General features: G+C 39.6%; 21 protein-coding genes and 2 pseudogenes. 16 read left to right on the forward strand and 7 right to left on the reverse strand.

What is annotated here, in order from left to right; all coding sequences use genetic code 11:
* Nucleotides 1-17: 17 nt before the first annotated feature.
* Nucleotides 18-2,396, reverse strand: a pseudogene (locus tag ACXACJ_RS13190) (endonuclease MutS2).
* A gap of 14 nt (nucleotides 2,397-2,410) precedes the next feature.
* Nucleotides 2,411-2,761, reverse strand: coding sequence for a DUF4296 domain-containing protein (locus ACXACJ_RS13195; protein ID WP_475134903.1), 351 nt, complete (start codon nucleotides 2,759-2,761; stop codon nucleotides 2,411-2,413).
* Nucleotides 2,762-2,902: 141 nt separating this feature from the next.
* Here ACXACJ_RS13195 and ACXACJ_RS13200 point away from each other — a divergent pair, with 141 nt between their 5' ends.
* From ACXACJ_RS13200 to ACXACJ_RS13210, 3 genes are read left to right on the forward strand one after another with little or no spacing between them, the layout of a single operon-like run.
* On the forward strand, nucleotides 2,903-3,781 hold the full coding sequence (locus tag ACXACJ_RS13200) for a DUF58 domain-containing protein (protein WP_475134904.1): 879 nt from the start codon (nucleotides 2,903-2,905) through the stop codon (nucleotides 3,779-3,781).
* Complete coding sequence (locus ACXACJ_RS13205) at nucleotides 3,774-4,673, forward strand: hypothetical protein (RefSeq protein WP_475134905.1); 900 nt, start codon at nucleotides 3,774-3,776, stop codon at nucleotides 4,671-4,673. The genes ACXACJ_RS13200 and ACXACJ_RS13205 overlap by 8 nt, the downstream gene beginning before the upstream one ends.
* Entirely contained in the window at nucleotides 4,666-5,715 is a 1,050-nt protein-coding gene (locus ACXACJ_RS13210) for a VWA domain-containing protein (protein WP_475134906.1), read from the forward strand. The genes ACXACJ_RS13205 and ACXACJ_RS13210 overlap by 8 nt, the downstream gene beginning before the upstream one ends.
* On the opposite strand, the gene ACXACJ_RS13215 is transcribed toward ACXACJ_RS13210, so the two are convergent.
* Nucleotides 5,712-6,350, reverse strand: a complete 639-nt coding sequence (locus tag ACXACJ_RS13215) for a LysE family translocator (protein ID WP_475134907.1) — start codon at nucleotides 6,348-6,350, stop codon at nucleotides 5,712-5,714. The genes ACXACJ_RS13210 and ACXACJ_RS13215 overlap by 4 nt on opposite strands.
* Nucleotides 6,350-7,903, reverse strand: a complete 1,554-nt coding sequence (locus ACXACJ_RS13220; protein ID WP_475134908.1) for a GH3 family acyl-acid amido synthetase — start codon at nucleotides 7,901-7,903, stop codon at nucleotides 6,350-6,352. Before ACXACJ_RS13220 ends, ACXACJ_RS13215 begins: the two co-directional genes overlap by 1 nt.
* A 117-nt stretch (nucleotides 7,904-8,020) precedes the next feature.
* On the opposite strand from ACXACJ_RS13220, the gene ACXACJ_RS13225 reads away from it, so the two are divergent.
* On the forward strand, nucleotides 8,021-8,701 hold the full coding sequence (locus tag ACXACJ_RS13225; RefSeq protein WP_475134909.1) for a YggS family pyridoxal phosphate-dependent enzyme: 681 nt from the start codon (nucleotides 8,021-8,023) through the stop codon (nucleotides 8,699-8,701).
* Entirely contained in the window at nucleotides 8,698-9,075 is a 378-nt protein-coding gene (locus ACXACJ_RS13230; protein ID WP_475134910.1) for a DUF423 domain-containing protein, read from the forward strand. Before ACXACJ_RS13225 ends, ACXACJ_RS13230 begins: the two co-directional genes overlap by 4 nt.
* Nucleotides 9,076-9,097: 22 nt before the next feature.
* Here ACXACJ_RS13230 and ACXACJ_RS13235 read toward each other — a convergent pair whose 3' ends face one another.
* Entirely contained in the window at nucleotides 9,098-10,498 is a 1,401-nt protein-coding gene (locus tag ACXACJ_RS13235; RefSeq protein WP_475134911.1) for an ATP-dependent DNA helicase, read from the reverse strand.
* A complete protein-coding gene (locus tag ACXACJ_RS13240) occupies nucleotides 10,499-10,948 on the reverse strand; it encodes a PaaI family thioesterase (protein WP_475134912.1) in 450 nt (149 codons plus the stop codon). It abuts the gene before it with no gap.
* 37 nt (nucleotides 10,949-10,985) lie between these two features.
* Here ACXACJ_RS13240 and ACXACJ_RS13245 point away from each other — a divergent pair, with 37 nt between their 5' ends.
* From ACXACJ_RS13245 to coaD, 5 genes are all read left to right on the forward strand, one after another.
* Complete coding sequence (locus tag ACXACJ_RS13245; protein WP_475134913.1) at nucleotides 10,986-11,477, forward strand: NUDIX domain-containing protein; 492 nt, start codon at nucleotides 10,986-10,988, stop codon at nucleotides 11,475-11,477.
* A 78-nt stretch (nucleotides 11,478-11,555) separates the two neighbouring features.
* A complete protein-coding gene (locus ACXACJ_RS13250; protein WP_475134914.1) occupies nucleotides 11,556-12,140 on the forward strand; it encodes a hypothetical protein in 585 nt (194 codons plus the stop codon).
* An 11-nt stretch (nucleotides 12,141-12,151) separates the two neighbouring features.
* The gene (locus ACXACJ_RS13255) at nucleotides 12,152-12,601 is read left to right on the forward strand and encodes a DUF3822 family protein (protein ID WP_475134915.1); all 450 of its coding nucleotides are present in this window, start codon (nucleotides 12,152-12,154) and stop codon (nucleotides 12,599-12,601) included.
* A complete protein-coding gene (locus tag ACXACJ_RS13260; RefSeq protein ID WP_475134916.1) occupies nucleotides 12,549-13,010 on the forward strand; it encodes a DUF3822 family protein in 462 nt (153 codons plus the stop codon). The genes ACXACJ_RS13255 and ACXACJ_RS13260 overlap by 53 nt, the downstream gene beginning before the upstream one ends.
* Nucleotides 13,011-13,037: 27 nt before the next feature.
* On the forward strand, nucleotides 13,038-13,493 hold the full coding sequence (gene coaD, locus ACXACJ_RS13265) for a pantetheine-phosphate adenylyltransferase (protein ID WP_475134917.1): 456 nt from the start codon (nucleotides 13,038-13,040) through the stop codon (nucleotides 13,491-13,493).
* Here the strand turns inward: coaD and ACXACJ_RS13270 are convergent.
* The gene (locus tag ACXACJ_RS13270) at nucleotides 13,481-14,203 is read right to left on the reverse strand and encodes an NUDIX hydrolase (RefSeq protein ID WP_475134918.1); all 723 of its coding nucleotides are present in this window, start codon (nucleotides 14,201-14,203) and stop codon (nucleotides 13,481-13,483) included. The two genes, coaD and ACXACJ_RS13270, sit on opposite strands and share 13 nt — an antisense overlap.
* Nucleotides 14,204-14,302: 99 nt before the next feature.
* On the opposite strand from ACXACJ_RS13270, the gene pyrE reads away from it, so the two are divergent.
* From pyrE to murA, 6 genes and pseudogenes are all read left to right on the forward strand, one after another.
* Nucleotides 14,303-14,953, forward strand: coding sequence for an orotate phosphoribosyltransferase (pyrE, locus tag ACXACJ_RS13275; RefSeq protein ID WP_475134919.1), 651 nt, complete (start codon nucleotides 14,303-14,305; stop codon nucleotides 14,951-14,953).
* A gap of 7 nt (nucleotides 14,954-14,960) precedes the next feature.
* On the forward strand, nucleotides 14,961-16,058 hold the full coding sequence (locus ACXACJ_RS13280) for a glycosyltransferase family 4 protein (RefSeq protein ID WP_475134920.1): 1,098 nt from the start codon (nucleotides 14,961-14,963) through the stop codon (nucleotides 16,056-16,058).
* Nucleotides 16,059-16,551: 493 nt separating this feature from the next.
* Nucleotides 16,552-17,475 carry a peptidase associated/transthyretin-like domain-containing protein gene (locus ACXACJ_RS13285; RefSeq protein WP_475134921.1) on the forward strand — a complete coding sequence of 308 codons (924 nt, stop codon included), beginning with the start codon at nucleotides 16,552-16,554 and terminating at the stop codon, nucleotides 17,473-17,475.
* A gap of 432 nt (nucleotides 17,476-17,907) precedes the next feature.
* A pseudogene (locus ACXACJ_RS13290) lies at nucleotides 17,908-20,194 on the forward strand (ATP-dependent helicase).
* A 179-nt stretch (nucleotides 20,195-20,373) separates the two neighbouring features.
* The gene (locus ACXACJ_RS13295) at nucleotides 20,374-21,015 is read left to right on the forward strand and encodes a DUF4290 domain-containing protein (RefSeq protein WP_475134922.1); all 642 of its coding nucleotides are present in this window, start codon (nucleotides 20,374-20,376) and stop codon (nucleotides 21,013-21,015) included.
* Between the two features lie 3 nt (nucleotides 21,016-21,018).
* The gene (murA, locus tag ACXACJ_RS13300; RefSeq protein ID WP_475134923.1) at nucleotides 21,019-22,326 is read left to right on the forward strand and encodes a UDP-N-acetylglucosamine 1-carboxyvinyltransferase; all 1,308 of its coding nucleotides are present in this window, start codon (nucleotides 21,019-21,021) and stop codon (nucleotides 22,324-22,326) included.
* Nucleotides 22,327-22,365: the final 39 nt, after the last annotated feature.

Below are 22,365 nucleotides of genomic sequence, written 5' to 3' on the forward strand. Positions count from 1 at the left end.
GTTATAATGAATTAAAGTTATTTCATGGTTACAATGGTAATACCAGCACCTCCTCGGTCTACATGTTCATCCTTCATTTGATGAATTTCTTTGTAAGTTCCCAAATGGTTTCGAACAATCTGTCGTAAAATGCCATTTCCCTTACCATGCAAAATTTGAAGTTCGTTCATTCCCAAAAGAATAGCCTCATCCACCCACTGTTCTAGTCTAGGAATTACCTCCTCTGCTCTGTAACCTCTAATATCGAGTTTGGTGTTGAAATTGGCCATTTTATCATTTAGAGAAATACTTCCCTTCGGAGCCACTGAATTACCAACTTCTCTTCTCTCCTTTCTAGTAACCTTTTCTAACCTGTTTAGCTTTACGATCGAGGTCAAAGCGCCAATAGAAAGTTCTACATCTTTTCCTTTTATGGAAAGAACCTTACCGATCGTTTCTTGGCCCTTAATTCTCACATAACTGCCCGCTTCAATTTCTCCGTTTGATACTTCTACCTTTTCAGGTTCTTCGGAAATTACCTTCGTTTTGGTTTTTGCCTTTTCAAGCTTTTGGCGTGCCTGTTTTACCTTTTCTTTCTCAGCTTGAGCTTCTTTAATTTCACGAATCACTTGTTCTACCTCGCGATTGGCCTCATCCAACAAAGCTTTGGCTTCTCGCTTGGCATTATTGAGAATCTTCTTCTCCTGGCCTTCCAAATGACTTTTCAATTCGGAATATTAACTCGTGAGCTCATCCAATTCCTTTTCTCTAACCTTTATTCTTCGCTCAGCCTTCTGCAGTTCGTATTGCTGGCTCTCCAATTGACCTAGAAGCTGATCTACAGAAACTTGCTTGATGCCGACTCTAGATTTGGCGTATTCCAAGGTCTTATTATTCAGGCCGATTTTTCGGGCAATCTCCAAAGCGAAAGAGCTACCGGGCTTGCCAATTTCCAGATGATATAAAGGCTGAAGTTCTTTTAGGTCGTACTTCATAGCGCCATTTACCAAGCCACTATTCTTGTCTGCGTATTCTTTTAAGTTGCCATAGTGCGTTGTGATAACGCCCATCCCTTTGGAACTTCTAAGTTCATCCAAAATAGCTTCTGCAATGGCACCTCCAAATTGAGGTTCTGTACCCGTTCCAAACTCATCAATCAAAAACAAGCTGGATTTATTCACATGCCCCAGAAGGTTTTTCATGTTCACCAAATGGGAGCTGTACGTACTTAAATCGTTCTCTATAGACTGTTCATCGCCAATATCGATGAACAAATCTTTGAACAGACTAAAACGTGAGCGCTCGTCTACAGAAACCAAAAGCCCACACTGAAACATATATTGAAGAAGTCCAACTGTTTTCAAGCAAACACTTTTTCCTCCAGCATTCGGACCAGAAATAACTAAAATTCGATTTTCAGCACTTAGTGAAATATCAAGCGGCACTACATTTTTCCCCAACGCCTTGAATGAAAGCAACAAAGAAGGGTGCCTAGCATCGTGCCAATCAAAACCTTTGGACTCGCTCCATTGAGGTTTTACCGCATCAATATCCATTGCCACTCTGGCTTTGGCTCTGATAAAATCTATCAAACCCAAGAACTGCATCAAACCTGAAAGATTTTCAAGTTCAGGTCGTAGTTCATCGGTTAATTCCGTAAGAATTCTGATCACTTCTCGCTTCTCAGCATATTGAAGTTCACGAACCTCATTGTTGATTTCCAGCACTTCGCCCGGCTCTAAATACACCGTTTGCCCTGTTGCAGATTCTCCATGAATAAAGCCTCTTATTCTACGCTTGTGCTCTACCAAAACCGGAATTACCATGCGGCCTTCACGAATGGTAATGGAAACATCTTCCGGTGTAAAACCTTCCTTTTGAGCTTTTTTCAGAATGCTATCCAAAACCCTTCTTAGGCGTTGCCGCTCGGTTTGGATGCCCTTTCTGATCTCAAAAAGTAAGTCAGAGGCGTTGTCTTTGAGTTTACCTCGTTCGTCAAATTTCCTTTCCAAAGACCAAAGCAACTCATCGTTCCACAATACGGGATGGGTAAGTTCGGCCAACTGAGGATATTCATCTCTTTTTTCCTGAAAGAAATCCAAACACTTGTCTACAGTTTTAAAAACCAAAAGCAGATCGAAAAACTCTTCTTCAGAAAGAAAAGAATTATGGATTTGAGCCTTTTTGAGATGAGCCGCTACATCGATATAATTTGAGTTTGGAAACAGTTCTCCACTGCTGATAATTCTGGTAAACTCATGGGTTTGTTCTAACCAGCGATCGATGTGATTTTTATCGGAAGAAAACTTCACTTTGTCTACATAATTTCGACCAAGTGAGCTTTCGCATTTTTCTGTTAAAAGGGTTCTAATTTTATCAAACCCTAATTTTTCTTCTAGATTTCGGGGATATAGCATTCAGTAATGTCTGGCTATTTTTTCTTGTTATTAATTTGTTGCCTCACCTTAAGGCTATCGAGTACGGCATCGGAAATTTTGAGGCCTTCTTCTGCGTTGAGCAGGTAATATTGGTAGCTATTTTTATAAGCGGTGCTGTCAACATTATGTTCCTCAAAAATTCTTCTTTCAACCAACTTGTAAAGTTTTTCTGAAGAATCTGCAGGAAGGTTCAAACTGCCCACTTTACCTTCTGCCTCTCTAATGTCTACAATGAGCTCAATCATTTTGCCCTCTGCAATCAAATCTTCGGGCACTTTGTGTTCAGACTTGCAAGCCACAAACAAACATGCTACCGCCAACAAAAAAAGCTTTTTTACACTCACGCTTCAGTTATATTTTACTTTCGTTTTTAACTTAAGTTGTAAAGGTAACGTATTCTGCACAGTGGCAGAATGTCCGTTAACCAAATTTAAGATTCTAGACACTGAATAAACCCGATTTAATTCTATTTTTGGCCTTTTGTTATGGAGCACATCATTTCCAAGCTTAGAAAGTACGAAATTCAAATCCGCAAGGCTATCAACTCAAAGATGCAGGGCGACTACCATTCGATTTTTAAAGGATCGGGGCTGGAGTTTGATGGCGTTAGGGAATACCACTATGGAGACGATACCCGTACCATCGATTGGAATGTTTCGGCCAAAGGACATGGAACCTTTGTAAAAACCTTTAAGGAAGAAAAGGAACAAACTGTTTTCTTCCTTTTGGATGTGAGTGGATCTCAAGAAATTGGTAATCCTGGCGCACAAAAGGTTGATATCGGTAAAGAAATTACTTCTGTACTTACGCTTTCGGCCATAAAAGAGCAAAACCGTGTTGGCCTAATTTGTTTTTCAGACCAAAAAGAAAGGTTTGTAAAATCAGGCAAGGGCAATAAGCATGGTTATGCCATTATTCATGAGCTTTACTCGCTAAAACCAAAATCGGGAAAAACCAACATCAACAAAGCAATTGGAATGGCCTTAGAAGCCATTACTAAGAAAAGCGTAGTGATTTTAATTTCCGACTTTATAGATGAAGGCTACGAGCGCAATCTTCAGACTTTAGCTCGAAGACACGATTTGGTAGTAATTCAATTGAAAGACGACCGCGAAACAAACTTGCCAAACTTAGGGATTGTACCTATTTACGATAAAGAAAGTAGGCAAACAGTCTGGGTGAATACTTCATCGAAAGAATTCAGAAATAAGCTTGAAAAAAGATATTCTTTGAACAAAAGTGACCTTAAAAACTTTTGTAGAAAGCATCAGATCAATTATTTGGAAGTTAATACTAAAGACAATTACGTTCCACAACTCATCAAACTTTTCAAACTGAGAAATAAATCCCTGAAACGTGATTAAGCTTATAAGATTTACCTTTTTATTGGCCTTATTACTCTCAGGCGTTAAGGCAACCTATGCTCAAGAAATTAAACCCAGAGGTTTTTTCTTGAAAGACAGCGTCAAAATAGGCGAACCTGTTCCTTTTGTGTTCAGCTATATTGACAAAAAGAACAGGCCTGTTATTTTCCCAGATTCAACCTACAATTTTGCTCCTTTCGAACTGGTGAGTAAATCTTATTTCGACACCCGTTCCGACACCATAAACAGTATTGACAGCGCGGTTTACTACTTAACCACTTTCGAAATAGACACGGTGCAGAAGCTTTCGCTCCCTGTATATTTAATGGTTGGGGAAGATAGTATCGAGAATTTCAGTTTGCCAGATTCCATAATTTTGGATCAAGTAGTCACTCAATTACCCGACTCTGTAAATCTGGAAGAAAACGCTTATTACCGACCTGTTTCCCTTCAATTCAATTATCCTTATGCCATTATTGGATTGATAATTTTAGGCGTAATCGCCTTGGTAGTGATGCTCGTTTGGGGCAAGGAAATCCATAAGCGCATTAAGCTATACAGAATGCAAAAGAGCTTGGAGAAATTCAAAATTAGCTTTGACGAAAAGATTGACCAATTGAGTCAAGACACAACCAAAGCCAATATTGAACACACTTTGGCCTTCTGGAAAAGTTATATGGAAAAGCTTGAAAACTTGCCAATGACCAAGCTTACCACCAAAGAAATTGTGCTTCTTCTGGATAGTTCCAGCTTAGAAGAAACACTGAAGTCTATCGATAAGAACATTTACAGTAAAGCGGCTGTTTCTGCTTTGCAAAACGATTTTGAGTTCTTAAAAGACTTCACCCAAGACCGATACAATCACATTACAGAAGTAATTAAAAATGCTTGACGAGTTTAAATACAATTGGTTTTCACTAGAGTGGTTTACACCTACTGCATTTAAATCCTTTGATTGGGCATTTAAGATTTTTCTATTCGCCATTCCTCTTTTGTTGCTCATCTTCTTTTTAAAATGGTTGATTGGCACAAAAATCAAACAGAGATTGGCGGTTGCTCTTCCCAAGCAGGACATTGAAAGAAGCTGGTCGAGCTACTTAAGAATTATCCCAAACCTTTTTGTTGCCTTGGCCCTTACCATGCTTTTACTGGCTTTAGCCCGCCCACAAAGAACCAACGAACAGGTTGAGCAATGGACTGAAGGTATCGACATTATGCTGGTGATTGATATTTCAGAATCCATGCAAATTGAAGACTTCAAACCAAACCGACTTGAAGCAGCCAAAAAAACTGCTCGCGACTTTATTCAAGGTCGTTTTCAAGATAGAATTGGGATTGTGATCTTCTCAGGAGACGCGTATTCGCTTTCTCCTTTAACCACAGATTACGACCTTCTTTACAACTTTATTGACAATGAAATTGACTTCGATAAGATAGAAAACAGAGGGACTGCCATTGGAAGTGCAATTGGTATGGCCACTGTTAGAATGAAAGAGTCTACAGCAGCCAGTAAAGTAATGATTCTGCTCAGTGATGGAGATAATACCGCTGGTAATATCGACCCAATTACAGCGGCTGAATTGGCTGCTGCTTACGGAATTAAAATCTACACCATTGGCATTGGTAAAGATGGAAAAGTACCTTACGGAAAAGACTTTTTTGGTCGCCCTAACTATGTAGAAAACACATTGGATGAAACGAACCTAAGAGAGATTGCCAAGATTGGCGAAGGTCAGTTTTACCGTGTTTCTGACAATGCTGCTTTAGCGAATGTTTTTGGGCTCATTGATCAATATGAAAAAGCTGAGATCAAAGAAACCCGCTACAAAAACACTACCGATTTCTATCCTATTTATGCCAAATGGGGTTTGGTTTTCTTTATTCTATTTATGCTTTCAAAAAGCACGTTTGTAAGCAACATTTTAGAAGATTAACCAAACAGTTCAATCCCAAAACCTTCGAGCACAAAGTTCAACAAACGCATCGCAAAAAGGATAAGCGCAACGCCCACAACGCGATTCATAATGCGCATAAAACGCGCAGTTACAATTTCGCGAAGCTTGGTGGCAAAATGAGCTTTCAGTACATCCACTGAAAAAACAGTGCAAACAAGCGCTACAAAAAAGGTAATTGCTTGATTGTTGTTATACTCAAAATCCAATGAGATTTTACTCACAATACCGATCCAAAAAAAGAGCACAAAAGGATTAACGCCATTGAGAAAAAAGCCCTTTACAACTTGACGAAACCATTGTGTATTTCCGTTTGCATCGGCTTTTACGCCAGTTACAGGCACAGGTTTTAGTAAGTAAAAAATGCCGAAGCCCAGCATAATACCGCCTCCAATTCCGCCAAGCCACATATTAAACGTATCACTGTTCACAAACTGAGACACACCCAAATATGTGACTATTATGTAAAAGGCATCGCTAAGGGCTACGCCAATAGCCATAAACACCCCTGAACGAAACCCCTTTTCGATACTATTCTGTAGCAGGGCAAAAAATACAGGCCCAATTAAGACGCATAAAAGCAGCCCAAACAATATTCCATTGGTAAGTGGATGCATTAGCCCAGCTCGGTGTTTTCTGAAACAAATTTCAACCAGCTGGTTAATTTTTCTTTTTTAAGCACGCGAGGAAATTTCGACTGCCCTCCTTCCTTTCCTTCAGAACGCATCCAATCATAAAATACTTCTGTGGGAAGAACATCCAAAATCACATTTTTCAATGCATGCCTTCTTTCCACAGCATAGTCATCATTCAGTTCTTTCAAGTGTTGATCTACCTTTTCGCAGAGCACATCTTTATCTACTTCACTATCGGTACCAACATACCAATGGTGCGAAAAGAGCGTACCATCAGGAATTCCCGCTACTGTGAATTCTTTCACACCAATGTTTAATTCCTCTGCGGCCAATTCAATGGCTCGATTCATATTGTCTACGGAAAGGTGTTCTCCACAAAGGCTCAAAAAGTGCTTTGTTCTACCTGTAATGATGATTTCTGAATTTCGCTTATCAACGAATTTAATGGTGTCGCCAATTTGATATCGCCAAGCACCAGCACAAGTAGAAATCAAAAGGGCATAATCCTGACCTTCTTCTACCTGATCGATCATCACCGTTTCAGGGTTTTCAACAATTACTCCATCTTGATCGAAATTCTTATCGTTGAAAGGCACAAACTCATAGAAAATGCCGTTGTTCAGCACCAAGCGCATAGAACGTTTGTTTGGTTCGGCTTGAAAAGCCAGAAATCCTTCTGAAGCCAAATAGGTTTCAATGTAGTGAACTGGTCTTCCGAGCAATTCGCCAAAACCCTTTTTATATGGCTCAAAAGAAACACCTCCGTGCACAAAAGCTTCTAAGTTTGGCCAGATCTCGTGAATGTGTTTCACATTGTAGCGCTCAATAATTCTTTCAAGCAAAATCTGCATCCAAGCCGGAACGCCCACAATCATCCCGATATTCCATTTCGGTGCCGATTCTACGATTTCTTCCAGTTTGGTGGCCCAATCTTTATTCTTTTTGATTTTTGGCGTTGGGCGCGAAAAACCCTGAACCCACAATGGCAGTTGGCCTGTGGTAATGCCACTCAAATCGCCATAATAATAGTTGCCTGAAAAATTCAAGGATGTGCTTCCTCCCAACATCAACATACCTGACTGAAAGAATTTATCTGGCAAATCGTATTTAGAAAGCGTGTAAATGTGTCGAGTACCAGTTCGCCTGATCTGGCGAATCATATCTTTGGTTACGGGAATATATTTTGATGCTGCGCCAGAGGTACCAGAGCTCAAGGCGAAAAACTTGGTTTTTCCAGGCCAGCAAACGTCTTCTTCTCCTTCCCTGCTCTTATGCCACCAGTGTTCGTTGATTTTATCGTAATCGCAAACAGGAATATTCTCTTTGAACTTTTCTAAAAAATCATGGCCACCGAAATTCCTGAAAAACTCCAAAATGCTAACAAAATCATATTCTCGGCCGAATTGAGTATTTCGGGCACTAATTAAAAGTTTGGAAAGTTCTTTCTTTTGAAGTTCGTATGGAGTGGTATAATCTTGTTCAAGGGTTTCGCGAAGCTTGATTCCCTTTTTTAATATTGTTCCTAATATTGGCATCTATTACTATTCTGGTTTTTGACTTGAACGTGTCCAAAGCTAATTTGCGTTAACTTTGGCGGCAACGCAAGGGTTCAAAGATAAAACAAAAGTACTACTGAAATTAAGGTGGCTCAAATGAGTATAGCAATCAACATAGAAAAATACGCTCAATTACTAAAGCCTTATGGCGCAAAACTCATTGCCGTGAGTAAGACTAAGCCTAACGAGGATTTGTTACAGGCTTACGAGGCTGGCCAAAGAAGTTTTGGCGAAAATAAGGTGCAAGAAATGGTTGGCAAATGGGAAACCCTGCCCAAAGACATTGAATGGCACATGATTGGCCATTTGCAGCGCAACAAGGTGAAGTACATTGCTCCGTTCGTTCATTTAATTCATGCGGTGGATAGTGATCGCCTTCTCAAAGAAATTGACAAGCAGGCCGAAAAAAACAATCGAACCATAGATTGTTTGCTGCAGGTACATATTGCCAAAGAAGAAACCAAATTTGGCTTTTCGGAAGAAGAACTTCTGGATTATTTGAAAAGTGAAGAATTCGCTAGCCTCAAGCACATCCGCATTTTGGGATTGATGGGCATGGCTACAAACACGGATAATATGGCTCAAGTAAAAAAGGAATTCGAAGGCTTAAAGTCACTGTTTGAGCAAATCAAATCGGAAACAGATGCGAAAAACATCTCCATGCAAGAACTTTCAATGGGTATGACCAGCGATTATCAAGAAGCTTGTGAAGCTGGCAGTACAATGGTTCGAATTGGAAGTGCTATTTTTGGACACAGAAATTACACAAACGCATGAGTGCAAAAACAGTATTGATTTTAGCAGGGATTTTCGGGGCACTTTCAGTAGCCATTGGTGCCTTTGGTGCCCACGGATTAGCCAGCACCTTAACTGCCAACAACAGGCTTGAGACGTTTGAAACTGGTGTGAAATACCAGTTCTATCACACTTTGGCCCTTTTTCTTTTAGGGCTGTTGATGGTGAATTTTCAGAATAGCTATTTCAACTATGCAGCCATTAGCTTCGTTTTAGGCATGCTAATTTTCAGCGGTTCGCTTTATACCCTTTCGCTTACAAACATGACCTGGCTGGGAGCCATTACTCCAATTGGTGGTTTAGGTTTTATTGCAGGATGGGTATTCCTGATTTTAGGAGTTTCTAAGTCGCTTTAAATGATTAAAATGAATTTCTATGCTAGAAGAATCTGGCATGGAAATTCACTAAAAACAATTCTTTGGAAGCTCGGGTAACGGCTGTATACAACCACCTCACATAGTCTCGATCGACCATTTCTTCATTCAAATAACCTTGGTCTACAAAAACCGCGTCCCATTGTCCACCTTGTGATTTATGGCAGGTTAATGCATACGCAAACTTGACTTGGAGAGCATTCAAATACGGATCCTTTTTAATCAATTTCATCCGTTCCACCTTCGATTCTACATCGGCATAATCTGCCACTACCTGTTCGTAAAGTGCTTTATATTGTTGATTATTGAGCGAAGCTTCCGCAGAATGAAGCGTGTCTAAAATCACCTTGGCTTCAAAAGGTTCCAAATCTGGATAATCCAAAAGCTGCACATATAAAGTGGCGAAGCGAAGACCATAAAACTCTTCAAATCTGACAATCTTCATTACTTCCACAAAGTCGCCATTGGCCAAAAAACCACCCGGTGCATTTTCGGGCAAAAAATGGTAGTTATTACGAACGATCATCAGAATATCACCTGCCTCTAGCTCATCTTCTCGGTACTGAATGGTTCTGCGGATATATTCGTTATACTGAACTGCATTTTTGTTGGATCGACAGACAATCACCGTATTATCTACCCCATATTTATCGTAAGCATAGCGCAAACCATCTTCAAGCCTTTCTCCGGTCATTTTGAAAATGTCTTTGAAAGCCCCAGTAACAAATTTGATGTCGAACTTTTCTTTCGGAAGCTCACGCCTCAGTTGTGTGGCATTGTATAGAATACCTGAAGATTCTTCTTGGCGCATTACTTCCGTAAGCTCAGTGCTAAAACTATCCGTTTTGAATGTTGCTTTTAAGTATGTCGTTTCCAGTGCTGGGCTTTCAGTGCTACCCACTGGGGGCAGCTGAGCCGTATCACCGATGAGCAATAGCCTATTTCCTTCCTTCTCAAAAACATAATCCATCAGTTCCGTTAAAAGCCCGCGCGTGCCATAATCCGACTGATCTGACAACATAGAAGCTTCATCAACAATGAATAATGTGTTGCTATGGTAATTTTTTTGACGAGAAAACTGAAGACCACTTCCTGGCTCCGAAGTCTGCTGAAAAATCTTTTTGTGAATCGTAAAAGCAGTTCTTTGCGAATAGCCCGACATTACTTTGGCTGCTCGGCCAGTTGGCGCCATAAGCACATAGCGCATATTGAAAAAGGGTAACATTTTAACGATTGCTCCCACCACCGTTGTTTTTCCCGTACCAGCGTATCCTCTGATGATCAAAGTGGGCTTGTGCAGTTCTTCGTTCAACAAAAACTCATCAAACAAAGAAAAGAGCCTTTTTTGACCTTCGGTGGGCTCAAAAGGAAATTTGCTTTTTAATATGGCGGAAGGTTTTGCCAATTATTTTGCTGCTAAGTCTTCAGGAAAAATAGTCGCCATTGTGGTCGTTGCTTTGGCTATCAATGTTTTCTTCTCGCCATTATAACACCATACTTCGGCTTCGCAAAAATTCAATTTTCTGCCTTGTTTAATCACCTTACCAATAGCATGAAGTCTATCGCCTTTACCCTTTGCAAAATATGAAATCTTGATTTCACCAGTCACCACATGATGATCTTCCGGCACAACCGTATAAGCCGCAAAACCCGCAACAATATCTGCCACAGTAGCCGTCACTCCCCCATGCACCAAACCTGTTTGCTGCTGGTGTTCTTGCTTTAAGTCAAGCCATCCCTCGGTAGTTCCTTCCTCAATCACATTCAAATCAAAGCCTACCAACTTCATAAAATATTGCCTTTCAAGAAATTTTTCGATTCTTGATTTAAAGTTGGGATTGAATATCTTTATCATCCTTTCAAATTTTGAGCAAATATAGTATCTCTTCAGCATGACCTCACTCGAATCCAAAATCAAAGCTACTTATGGAGAAAAACTTCGGGTTCGGGCTTGTGGAATATTGATTACTGACGAAGGACTTTTATTGGTTCACCATTTAGCCTTGGGCGAAAAAGGTTCGCTTTGGGCTCCGCCTGGTGGTGGAATGGAATATGGCGAAGATGCTTCTCAAGCCCTAAAGAGGGAATTCTTGGAAGAAACTGGACTTGAAATAGCGGTTGAAGAATTTCTTTTTGTTCATGAATACTTGGATCCACCGCTGCATGGAATCGAATTATTTTTTAAAGTAAGGAGCGTGGCTGGACAGCTTAAAACTGGTGCCGACCCTGAAATGGGTGCCGACCATCAGATTATCACTAAAACGGAATTCAAGCCGTTAGCAGAAATAAAACAAATACCTAATGCAGAACTGCATTATATTATCCAAAATATTACTAGTTTCGAAGGCTTTTTAAAACAGAAGGGGTATTTCAAATTTCATTAGAAATGCATAAAATAGCAGTTCTAATAATTTCAGTTACCTAATAAAATAGTTATAATTGCAAAAAGTCAACCTTAAAAAATGAGCCCAATAACTAAAATCTTAACCGTAGTCCTGTTCCTTGGCGCTGGTGTTGTAGGATACCTACTCTACGACAGTATCAATGCCACCATCCAACATGGTAAGGAAATTGAAAGAGTAGAAAATCAAGTAAAAGCCAAATTAGAATTAATCCGCGATGTAGAAACTACCTACTTGGGTAACTACGGAGATTATGCTGACACTTGGGAAAAACTTGTTGGTTTTGCAGACACAGGTAAAATCTGGTTGATCCAAAGAACTGAAAAGATTACTCCTCAAGAATATGGCGAAGAGAAAGTAGAAATCTTCTACGACACACTTGGTTACAAAACTGTAAGAGATTCTCTTTTCAAAAACAGACCTAACTATGACATGTCTAATCTTCCAAGATTACCACATGCACCAGATAAATTCTTCTCTCTTTACGCAAAAGATTCTATAAGATCTGGCGTAAGTGTAGATTATATCGAAGTTATAGATACTTTCCCTTTCGATAGAACTAGAACAGAAGATAACGAAATCAAAAACAGAAGACCATTACGTTTCGGTTCAAGAACAGAAATTTCTACCGCTGGTAACTGGTAAAAACATACATTGTGAGTACAGTTAAAAGCGAACAACTCATAAAAATTAAAGACGAAAGACTAGACATTGATCATATTGAGCAATGTCGTCTTTCGTTTTTTATTGGTGCTAATGATTGCCAAATCACGATTTTTGATGAGAAGAAGAAAAAACTTCTTTTGTTCGAAAATCACATTCTCCACTCTTCCATAATCGATTTTCTGGATCAACTCCACCATGAGCATGAGCTTGTTCCAGCTGGCTTCTGGCCAACGATTCATATTCATATCCGCAACAATAAATTCTGCTTGGTTCCGAGCTTTCTTTTTGATGAAGATTCAGCTTACGACTACATCAAATTAAATGCGGATAGTGATCCTGAGGAAGACAATTACGCCATTAAACGCCATAAAGATTTAGCAGCAACTTATGTTTTTGGTTATGAAGCCAGCCATTCAAGAATGGTTTTTCAAAAAGTATAAAAAAGCCAAAATCCATATCTTTCATGAAGGCTCTTCTTTCTTGGAATACCTGCAAAACCAACTGATAAAAAAACCGGCTCTTTACTTAAACTGTAATCAGCATAGTCTTCAGTTGGCTGGTTTTAGTGGTCAGAAATTGATGATTTATAATCAATTTAAAATCTCTGATCTCAAACAACTTCCTAAAGTGATTTTAATGTCCATACAGCAGTTTAGCGATGAAGGACAAGAAACGCCAATTTTCCTTTGGGGAGTAAAAAGTCGCATTGGAGAATTAAAGCCTCTTTTAGGCAAATACTTCAAAAATGTAAATTTGGGCTCTCGCCCAGAAAATTTCAAAATGAGTCATCAGTTCGATGAAATTGAAGTGTATGAGTATGCCGAAATATTTGGCAGCTTTGCTTCTTAACCTCTAAAGGACTTAGTCCATCACGCCATGAAGCGTACAGCTATATTCCCTGGTTCTTTCGACCCATTCACTAAAGGACATGAAGACATTGTTCTGCGTTCACTTTCTCTTTTCGATGAAGTGATTATAGGAATTGGATACAATAGCGCGAAACAAAAACGCTACTTCGACATTGATTTTATGGTCCAAAAAATAGAAGAAACCTTTAAGGACATTCCAGAAGTTACGGTTTCTGTTTATAATGAACTTACCGCTACTTTAGCTGAAAAACTCAACGCCAAATATCTAATCAGAGGCTTGCGAAACACCACAGACTTTGAGTATGAAAATAGCATTTCGCAAGTAAACAAGCACATCAATAAAGAATTGGAAACTGTGTTTCTAATCACTTCTCCTACTTTAGCTTCGGTGAGTTCTACAATTATTCGCGAAGTTCACCGATACGGTGGCGATGTGCAGGAGTTTCTTCCTTACAAACTCTGATTGGCATCAGAAGAAGTTGACTGAACGGATTTTTTGTTTGATTTAGTTGCTTTCTTGAACTTCTTGTAAACGTGGGTTATCGATCGGTAAGCATTGTAAAGTGCTACATCGGCTTCTTTAGCGCTCATCCACTTCACTTCCTCAATATCCTCTTCTACCTGTGGTTTCATTTTTGAATCGTCCACACAATCCATAGTAAACCAAGTGGTTTTCTTCAGAATATCCTTTCCGCCACGCACATAAGTATGCCATGTAACGCAAAGCTCCTTCTTCACTTTCACCTTTACGTTGCATTCTTCTTCCACTTCCCTTTTGGCTCCTTCGGAAATACTTTCTCCCAACTCAATCTTACCTTTAGGGAAATCCCAGCACCCCAAACGGTGAATCATCAACACCTTATCTTGTTTGGTAACAACTCCTCCAGCAGCCTTAATCACTTTAAATTTGCTCTTAATCAACTGAACGGTTCCTTCATAATCCGGAGAAATCAGCGTGACCGATTTTAACCCTTTCAATTTTTTATGATGAAGGATAAAAAGCAGAGACTTTATCATCTCCTGTGTTGCATTGGTAATCAACACCTTCCCCTTAAATCGCTTCTCATTGAGCAATGTATCGTCAGCATTTAAAACCGAATCGAACTTCGATTGGTCTATAATACTTTCCGAATGCTTAATGCGAAGCGGTTTGTCCTTGATGTATATCCTCATCTGGCGGTAACTAATTTTTGCTAATATGAAATTTTTTTCAGGAACAATACCTGTGATGGGTTTATAAATTTCGGAAAAAAAATCACTTAAATTCGTGGCATGGAAAAAATCGGAAACGCCAAAGACACGGCCCTAAAAGTGGCTTCTGACCTACTGAAAATTGAAGCTATCAAATTAAACAAGCAACAACCCTTCACATGGAGTTCGGGCTGGAAATCGCCAATTTACTGCGACAACCGTATGTCTCTCTCTTTTCCTGAAACCAGAACTTTCATAAAAAAGGCTTTAGCCGAAGCTTGTAAAGCGCATTACCCTGAAGCGCAATCTATTGCTGGGGTGGCAACCGCGGGTATTCCTCAAGGCGCATTATTGGCCGATGAACTCGTTTTACCATTCATCTATGTTCGATCGAAACCAAAAGGCCATGGCATGGAAAACCTGATTGAAGGCAAAGTGGCGCCTGGTCAAAAAGTAGTGGTAATTGAAGATTTGGTTTCTACCGGAGGAAGTTCGCTCAAGGCTGCTGAAGCACTTCAGACTGCTGGCTACGAGGTTTTAGGCATGTTGGCCATTTTCACTTATGGCTTTCCTTTAGCCGATGAAAACTTCGAAAAAGCTGGTATTCCATTGTATTGCTTGAGCGACTATTCTATAATGCTCGAAAAAGCCACTGAAATGGGATATGTAACCCAAGAAGATGTTGCCTCATTAGAAGAATGGAGAAAAGATCCTGCCCAATGGCAAGGTTAATTGGCCTATGACGGAAAAGCGGCTCAGAATACTTTTCATTACATATCAGGGTGGATTGGCAGGATCCACCAATTCAATTTCCTATTTAAGTAAAGGATTGGCCGAACTCGGTCATGAAGTTTATGTAGGCTGTAGTACCGATGTGCTCTTATGGGAATTGCTTGAGGGAAGCTCTGTTCATAGAATCCCTATGACTTTCAAAGGGAAATTTGACACGGAAAACTGGCGACAAATCAGAGATGCTGTTCAGAAGTATAAGATTCAGATTATCAATGCTCAATCGAGTTATGATAGATACACCACCATTTTCGCTAAACTTCGCTATGGGCTCAATGTAGAAATTCTTCATACAAGAAGACAAAACCCTTTAAGTTCAGGCGGGTTTCTTCAAAGATGGTTCTATGTAAAATTCACACGAAGCATCATTCTGATTAGCGATGGCCTGAAAAGAATTTTTGTAGAAAAGGGCTACCCGGAAAGTCATCTTAAAGTTATTCATAACGGTATTCCTGCGGAAAGACTTAAACAATGGAACCAAGAAGATGTAGATGCATTCCGTTTACAACTTGATATTCAACCCAATGAAAAAGTGGTTGGATGTGTGTCGCGTTTTAAAGAACAGCCACAGATTATTGAAGCCGTTGCCAAACTGAACGACCCAAATATAAAACTGGTTTTTGCAGGCATTACTCAAGAGCAAATTCAGCCTTATGTTGATCAATTTGCTCTTAAAAACAAGGTTATTTGTTTGGGCAAAATCCCTGGCAATAAAATCCTGAACCTTTATCAAATTTTCGATCTTAATATATTGGCCTCCACTATGGATGGCTTCGGATTAGTTTTGGTTGAAGCTATGGCTATGGATTGTCCCGTAATAGCCACTAATTTCGGGGGTATTCCTGATGTGGTGAAGGATGGAGAAAACGGTCTGCTATTTGAAAACGGAGACACTGAAGGCTTAGCTAAAAAAATCACCATGGTTCTTAACGAACCTGAGCTTCGTCAAAAGCTAATTAAAAATGGAAGACAAGCTGCTTTCCACACCTTCAGCATGGAAAATACAGTTAGGAATTATGAGCAATTCTTTTTTGAACTGATTGTCTAATGCCATTTTTATAAATGCAAGATTTCTAAAACCTTGGAATATCCACTAAGAAAACATAGCCAAGATTAAACAGCTACATTTTCAACTTAATTGGCATTTGCCTGACATCAACCTCTACACAACTCATTTATTATCAAATAGATATATTTTTTTTTAATCTCCCAAAAACGACAATTATAATCAATGAGGGACGCTTATATTTTATAATTTTTAAATATTAATTAGTACATTAATTCCAAAAATAATTTTCACGCACTAAACTTATAATCGAGTAATACAAAGAAGTCTTAAGAAGTTTTGCTTTTGAGTTTTTAGACTGGGAAACATAAAGAGCTAACCGATTCGACATGATTAAGCCTGTTTATGGAAATCAGGGGTTTGTCCTGAAATCATGTTACAGAGAATAAGGCTTGCTTTTTTCATCATCCAGACTAAACTACAATCGAGCTTTTGATATTCTTCTGCAAGTACCTAGAACAGCACCTACTAAAAAATGACTAAAACTCTGACCATTCTACTTTTCTACTTGCTCGGTGGCCTGATGCCCCAACAAACGATATCCATTGAGAGCAAATTAATTGACAGTAAAGGAAACCCTATATCATATGCTAGCATTATCAATATCACCACAAATAATCATGGCACGACTAGCGATAAACACGGGGATTTCCACCTTAAAACAAGACAAAACTACGAGGACCAAATACAGATTAATGCGCTTGGGTTTTATGAATTGAAAACTACACTTAGGGAATTCGTAAAATTAGCCAAAACAGGAGGTATTACCCTCAAAGAAAAGCCATTTGACCTTGGTGAGGTGGAAGTTAAAGGAGAAAGGTACGAGCGCAAATTTATAGGTGAATCTACTCAGCTTTTGAAAAAAACAGACAGCAGCTATTACAGCGATTCGATTGGCGAAAAACCAGGTTACAGCGAAGGAGTTTACGTTCAACCACACAAAAAAACTACAGGACTAATCGACAAAATCCATTTTTACGTTACCGAAAACAGCCCTCTTGATCAAGCATTTACAATTAGACTTTTAAGATCTAAGGACAAACTGAAAAACAATCAGGGGTATGGGATAGACCAATTCGATGACATGACAGGCTCTCTACTTTTAGTTAAAGAGGTTAAACCTGGCTGGAACACTTTTGACCTATACAACCTTGATATTTATGTTGACTCAAGGCCATTTTTCATCATGTTTACCAGTCTTGAATCATTGGAAGAATCAAAAGCTAGAAGCATTGACGAAACTACAGCTGGCATAAATCTCGCGGCTTTTGCCGAAAGAAAACCTAAAGAAATTTACAAGGCCCTATCTTTTGATGGTATCATCTTATATTTAGCCGTAGCACGGGTTAGCACCCCTATTCCGGCCATATATCTTGAATACTCAGAATTGAAAAAGTGATTTAACAGAATACTTAAAGTTTAACCCTAGAGACTAAACATAAAGTACCCCTCATCTCTTTTTGAGAATGTTTTCAAGAGATGACTTATGGACCAACAACTTATAAATCACATAAGTTGTTGTCTAGATATGCTAGTTGGCCTTATTCAAAATCAGTTTTACTAACCAATACGTAAGTGGTCTAAATCAAAGGGAGTTCAGAATAGAAAGATAAAGCTCAGCGCGTCCATAACACATAAACACCTGAAAATCAACATTCTAAAAATCAAAAAACTCTTGAATGATTAGAAACAAAGCTATTTCATTCTCATTGGCAAGTTCTCCTCATATTCAAAATGAAAAATAGGCTAAGGAATTATGAGCAATTCTTCCAGTCGCTATTACCTCAAAACTAGAATCAAAGCTTAAATTGCAAGCTGAAATAAGTGCAGAATGGATTATCTATCAACGTTAAACGAACCTCAATACGAAGGCGTAGTAAATACCGATGGCCCTACAATGATTATTGCGGGTGCTGGATCGGGAAAAACTCGTGTTTTAACTTATAGAATTGCGTACCTGATGCAAGAAAAGGGCATAGACCCTTTCAATATTTTGGCACTTACCTTTACCAATAAGGCCGCCAAAGAAATGCGTGAACGTATAGAGCAAGTTGTGGGCTCAAATGCTCGAAATCTCTGGATGGGCACTTTCCACTCTGTTTTCGCTCGCATTTTAAGAGCAGAGTCCGACAAACTCGGTTATCCAAGCAACTTTACCATTTACGACACAGATGATTCTAAATCACTGATTAAGAATATTGTAAAGGAATTCGGTTTGGACGACAAAGTCTACAAGCCAAATACCGTGCTCAGCAGAATTTCAGGAGCCAAAAACCGCCTGATTTCTTGGCAGGAATATACGAGCAACCCTCTTTATAAAGCTGACGATGATTCGGCTATGAAACCAGAAATGGGAAGGCTCTATAAAGCCTATGCCCTGCGCTGCAAAAAAGCAGATGCAATGGATTTTGACGACTTGCTCTTCAATACCAATGTGCTTTTCAGAGATCATTTAGATGTGTTGAACAAGTACCAACACCGTTTCAAGTATGTGTTGGTAGATGAGTTTCAGGATACAAACGTCTCTCAATATGTTATCACGAAAAAGCTTTCAGCGGTAAGTCAAAATATTGCTGTAGTTGGTGATGATGCACAGAGTATTTATGCTTTCCGTGGAGCGAGTATCGATAACATCCTCAATTTCGAGAAGGATTTTCCTGACCTAAAGGTTATCAAGCTTGAGCAGAATTATCGCTCGTCACAAAACATTGTAAACGCGGCCAATTCAGTTATTGCCCGTAACAAAAGCCAGCTTAAAAAATCCGTTTGGACGGCCAATACAGAAGGCACCCAAATCAATTTAATTAAATCTGTTTCCGACAATGAAGAAGGGCGATTTGTTTCTTCAGCAATTTTTGAACTAAAGGCTAACGAGAAGTACAAAAATGAAGATTTCGCTATTCTTTACAGAACCAATAGCCAGTCAAGAGCCATAGAGGAAGCGCTTCGGAAGTCTGGAATTGCCTATCGGATTTATGGCGGCCTGTCCTTCTACCAAAGAAAGGAAATCAAAGATTTGATGGCCTACTTGCGCTTCGCCATCAACACCAATGACGAACAATCTTTCCGAAGAATTATTAATCTCCCAAAGCGTGGAATTGGGGCAACTTCTGTTGAAAAAATTGTAGTTGCAGCTTTTGAACACGACATTCCGCTTTGGGAAGTTCTGGTGAATATCAATTCATTTCTTCCAGGGAGAGTAGCCAATGCTGTCAACGATTTTGTAACTCAGGTAAAGAGTTTCAAGATTTATGCTGAATCGAAAGACGCATACGAAGCAGCGAGTCATATTGCCAAAAATTCGGGTTTACTGAAGGAACTTTATGACGACAAAACCATAGAAGGACTTAACCGATACGAAAACGTTCAGGAATTACTGAATGGTATCAAAGAATTTGTGGATACACCTGAACTGGAAGACAAATCGTTGAGCACCTTCATGCAAGAACATCGCGCTATTAACGGATCAGGATAACGACAAAAACCAAGATACCGATGTAGTGACCCTTATGACGGTTCACGCTTCCAAAGGACTTGAGTTTAAAAACGTGTTCATTGTGGGAATGGAAGAAGATCTTTTCCCTAGTCAAATGATGTTGAGCAGCAGAGCCGATTTGGAAGAAGAAAGAAGACTTTTCTACGTGGCCATCACAAGGGCTAAAGAGAACCTTTTCTTCTCATATGCGCTTTCGCGTTACCGTTTTGGCCGACTAATGAACTGCGAACCAAGCCGATTTATAGAAGAAGTTGACCCTAGCTACATCAAAGTAAATACGCGTTATGGCAGCAGAGAACCAAAATTGAGTTCACCAAACAGAACCAGTTCGTCACCTTCTTCTCCAGGAGGAGTTACTTCAAACTACGCTAGAAATCTAATTGCAAACAGAAATAAAACTCCTCAAAAGCCACCTCAATACCATAAACCTTCGGCCAATTTTATTCCAAGCGACACTTCAAAATTGCAAGAAGGGATGAAAGTTGAGCACCCAAAATTTGGCTTTGGAAAGGTTTATAAAATGGATACTGAAGGAGCCAACAGAAAGGCTAAAGTGATTTTTGAAAACTTTGGAGAAAAAACACTATTATTGAGCTTCGCAAAGCTGAGAATTGTTGAATAGAACTGCTCAACAATCCGCCTTTTGAAGCTAAAAATTGTTACAGATATTAACGCATTCGTCAATCAGTATAAACACCAATAAAACATAATACTGCTTTTGGATGTACAATAATTGACCTACTTTAAAGAACGCCTGTTGATAAGGCAATAATTATTAATTTCGTTTAGAAAAAATACCCGATGAGTTTAGAATATAACACCGAAAGGCAGGATGTAATCCTGAAAGAATACGGCAGAAACGTACAAAAACTCGTTTCATACATTAAAAAGGTTGAAGATCCTGAGAAGCGCAATCAATATGCTCAAACCATTACTGAGTTGATGCGCCAAATCAACCCAAACCTTCGCGAAAACCCAGAATACGATCAAAAGGTGTGGGATGACCTTTACATTCTATCACGCTTCGATCTAGAAGTTGAAGCCCCATTTCCAATGCCTGAAAAAGGTGCTATTGGTAAAAAGCCTCAACGTGTAGAATATAAAACCAATGAAATCCGCTACCGTCACTACGGCCGAAATCTTGAAGTGATGATTCAAAGAGCGGTAGAAATGGAAGATCCAGAATCGAAAGAAGCTGCCATCGTCCATATTGGCCGATTGATGAAAACTTTCTCTGCAAGCTGGAACAAAGACAATGCTACGGAAGACGAAGTTATTGCTCAGCAAATCAAACAAATGTCGAAAGGTCAGTTGGAAGTTAACCTAGAAAAGGTGAAAGAAGAAGGCCTATTCAACACGACTATTAAAGAAAGAAGATCAAATTCGAGCAATTCGAATCAAAACAACAGAAGAAAAAATTATTCGAAACGCAGAAGAAATTAATCAATGTCCTCATTTTTGATCGAAGGCGGCACCAAACTTAAAGGTGAAATCATTCCTCAAGGTGCCAAAAACGAAGCCCTACAAATCCTTTGCGCTGTTTTACTAACTCCAGAGCCAGTTATCATAAATAAGGTTCCGGACATTAGAGATGTAAACAAACTCATCGAATTACTTGATGCCATGGGCGTTGAGGTTAAATTCTTAGGCAATGAAAGCTATCGTTTTTGCGCAAAGGATGTAGACATCGATTATCTAGAAACTCAAGAATTCAGAACCAAAGCTTCTTCGCTCCGTGGGTCAATCATGATTTTAGGGCCTCTTTTGGCGAGATATGGAAAAGGAAAGATTTCCAAGCCAGGCGGAGATAAGATTGGAAGAAGAAGGCTCGACACCCACTTCATAGGTTTTCAAAAATTAGGTGCACGCTTTCTTTACGAAGCTGAAACGGGTATGTATCACATCGATGCCTCTCATTTGAAAGGCACCTACATGCTTTTAGATGAAGCTTCGGTAACAGGAACTGCCAATATTTTGATGGCGGCCGTTATGGCCAAGGGCAAAACCACCATTTATAATGCGGCTTGCGAACCCTACCTTCAGCAGCTTTGCGCCATGCTTAACCGAATGGGAGCAAAAATCACTGGCGTAGGTTCAAATCTACTTCACATTGAAGGTGTAGAAGCTTTAGGCGGCACAGAACACACCATGCTTCCTGACATGATTGAGATTGGAAGTTTCATTGGTATGGCAGCCATGACGCAGTCCGAAATCACTATCAAAGATTGTAGAATCGATCAGTTGGGCATTATCCCGGACACTTTCAAAAGGCTTGGGATCCAAATGGAATTTAGAGGTGATGACATTTTTATTCCCGGGCAAGACCGTTACGAGATTGAAACCTTTATTGATGGCTCCATCATGACCATTGCCGATGCGATTTGGCCAGGCCTTACCCCTGACTTACTAAGTATTGTTTTGGTTGTGGCAACCCAAGCAAAAGGAACTGTTTTGGTACACCAAAAAATGTTTGAAAGCCGCTTGTTCTTTGTAGATAAGCTGATCGACATGGGAGCTCAGATTATTTTGTGCGATCCACATAGAGCCACTGTAATTGGCCTTAACAGAATGCAGAAGCTGAAAGGTATTCGCATGACTTCTCCTGACATTAGAGCAGGACAAGCTTTGTTGATCGCAGCTCTTTCAGCCGAAGGCAGCAGTGTGATAGATAACGTGGAGCAAATTGACAGAGGTTACCAACACATCGACAAACGCTTAAACGCTTTGGGCGCCAAGATCACGAGACAGGGATAAAAAAAGCATTTCATTTCAAAAAAGGCTTGGTTGAATTTC

Source organism: Roseivirga sp. AWQ4_251 (assembly GCF_056158225.1).

Bases quoted from the DNA above. Each gene is read 5' to 3' on its own strand.
- ACXACJ_RS13245 (WP_475134913.1), top strand. From the start codon at position 10,986: ATGACCTCACTCGAATCCAAAATCAAAGCTACTTATGGAGAAAAACTT.
- ACXACJ_RS13270 (WP_475134918.1), bottom strand. From the start codon at position 14,203: ATGAGGATATACATCAAGGACAAACCGCTTCGCATTAAGCATTCGGAA.
- ACXACJ_RS13240 (WP_475134912.1), bottom strand. From the start codon at position 10,948: ATGATAAAGATATTCAATCCCAACTTTAAATCAAGAATCGAAAAATTT.
- ACXACJ_RS13260 (WP_475134916.1), top strand. From the start codon at position 12,549: ATGTTTTTGGTTATGAAGCCAGCCATTCAAGAATGGTTTTTCAAAAAG.
- ACXACJ_RS13220 (WP_475134908.1), bottom strand. From the start codon at position 7,903: ATGCCAATATTAGGAACAATATTAAAAAAGGGAATCAAGCTTCGCGAA.
- ACXACJ_RS13280 (WP_475134920.1), top strand. From the start codon at position 14,961: ATGACGGAAAAGCGGCTCAGAATACTTTTCATTACATATCAGGGTGGA.
- pyrE (WP_475134919.1), top strand. From the start codon at position 14,303: ATGGAAAAAATCGGAAACGCCAAAGACACGGCCCTAAAAGTGGCTTCT.
- ACXACJ_RS13225 (WP_475134909.1), top strand. From the start codon at position 8,021: ATGAGTATAGCAATCAACATAGAAAAATACGCTCAATTACTAAAGCCT.
- ACXACJ_RS13215 (WP_475134907.1), bottom strand. From the start codon at position 6,350: ATGCATCCACTTACCAATGGAATATTGTTTGGGCTGCTTTTATGCGTC.
- ACXACJ_RS13250 (WP_475134914.1), top strand. From the start codon at position 11,556: ATGAGCCCAATAACTAAAATCTTAACCGTAGTCCTGTTCCTTGGCGCT.
- ACXACJ_RS13210 (WP_475134906.1), top strand. From the start codon at position 4,666: ATGCTTGACGAGTTTAAATACAATTGGTTTTCACTAGAGTGGTTTACA.
- coaD (WP_475134917.1), top strand. From the start codon at position 13,038: ATGAAGCGTACAGCTATATTCCCTGGTTCTTTCGACCCATTCACTAAA.
- murA (WP_475134923.1), top strand. From the start codon at position 21,019: ATGTCCTCATTTTTGATCGAAGGCGGCACCAAACTTAAAGGTGAAATC.
- ACXACJ_RS13295 (WP_475134922.1), top strand. From the start codon at position 20,374: ATGAGTTTAGAATATAACACCGAAAGGCAGGATGTAATCCTGAAAGAA.
- ACXACJ_RS13230 (WP_475134910.1), top strand. From the start codon at position 8,698: ATGAGTGCAAAAACAGTATTGATTTTAGCAGGGATTTTCGGGGCACTT.
- ACXACJ_RS13200 (WP_475134904.1), top strand. From the start codon at position 2,903: ATGGAGCACATCATTTCCAAGCTTAGAAAGTACGAAATTCAAATCCGC.
- ACXACJ_RS13285 (WP_475134921.1), top strand. From the start codon at position 16,552: ATGACTAAAACTCTGACCATTCTACTTTTCTACTTGCTCGGTGGCCTG.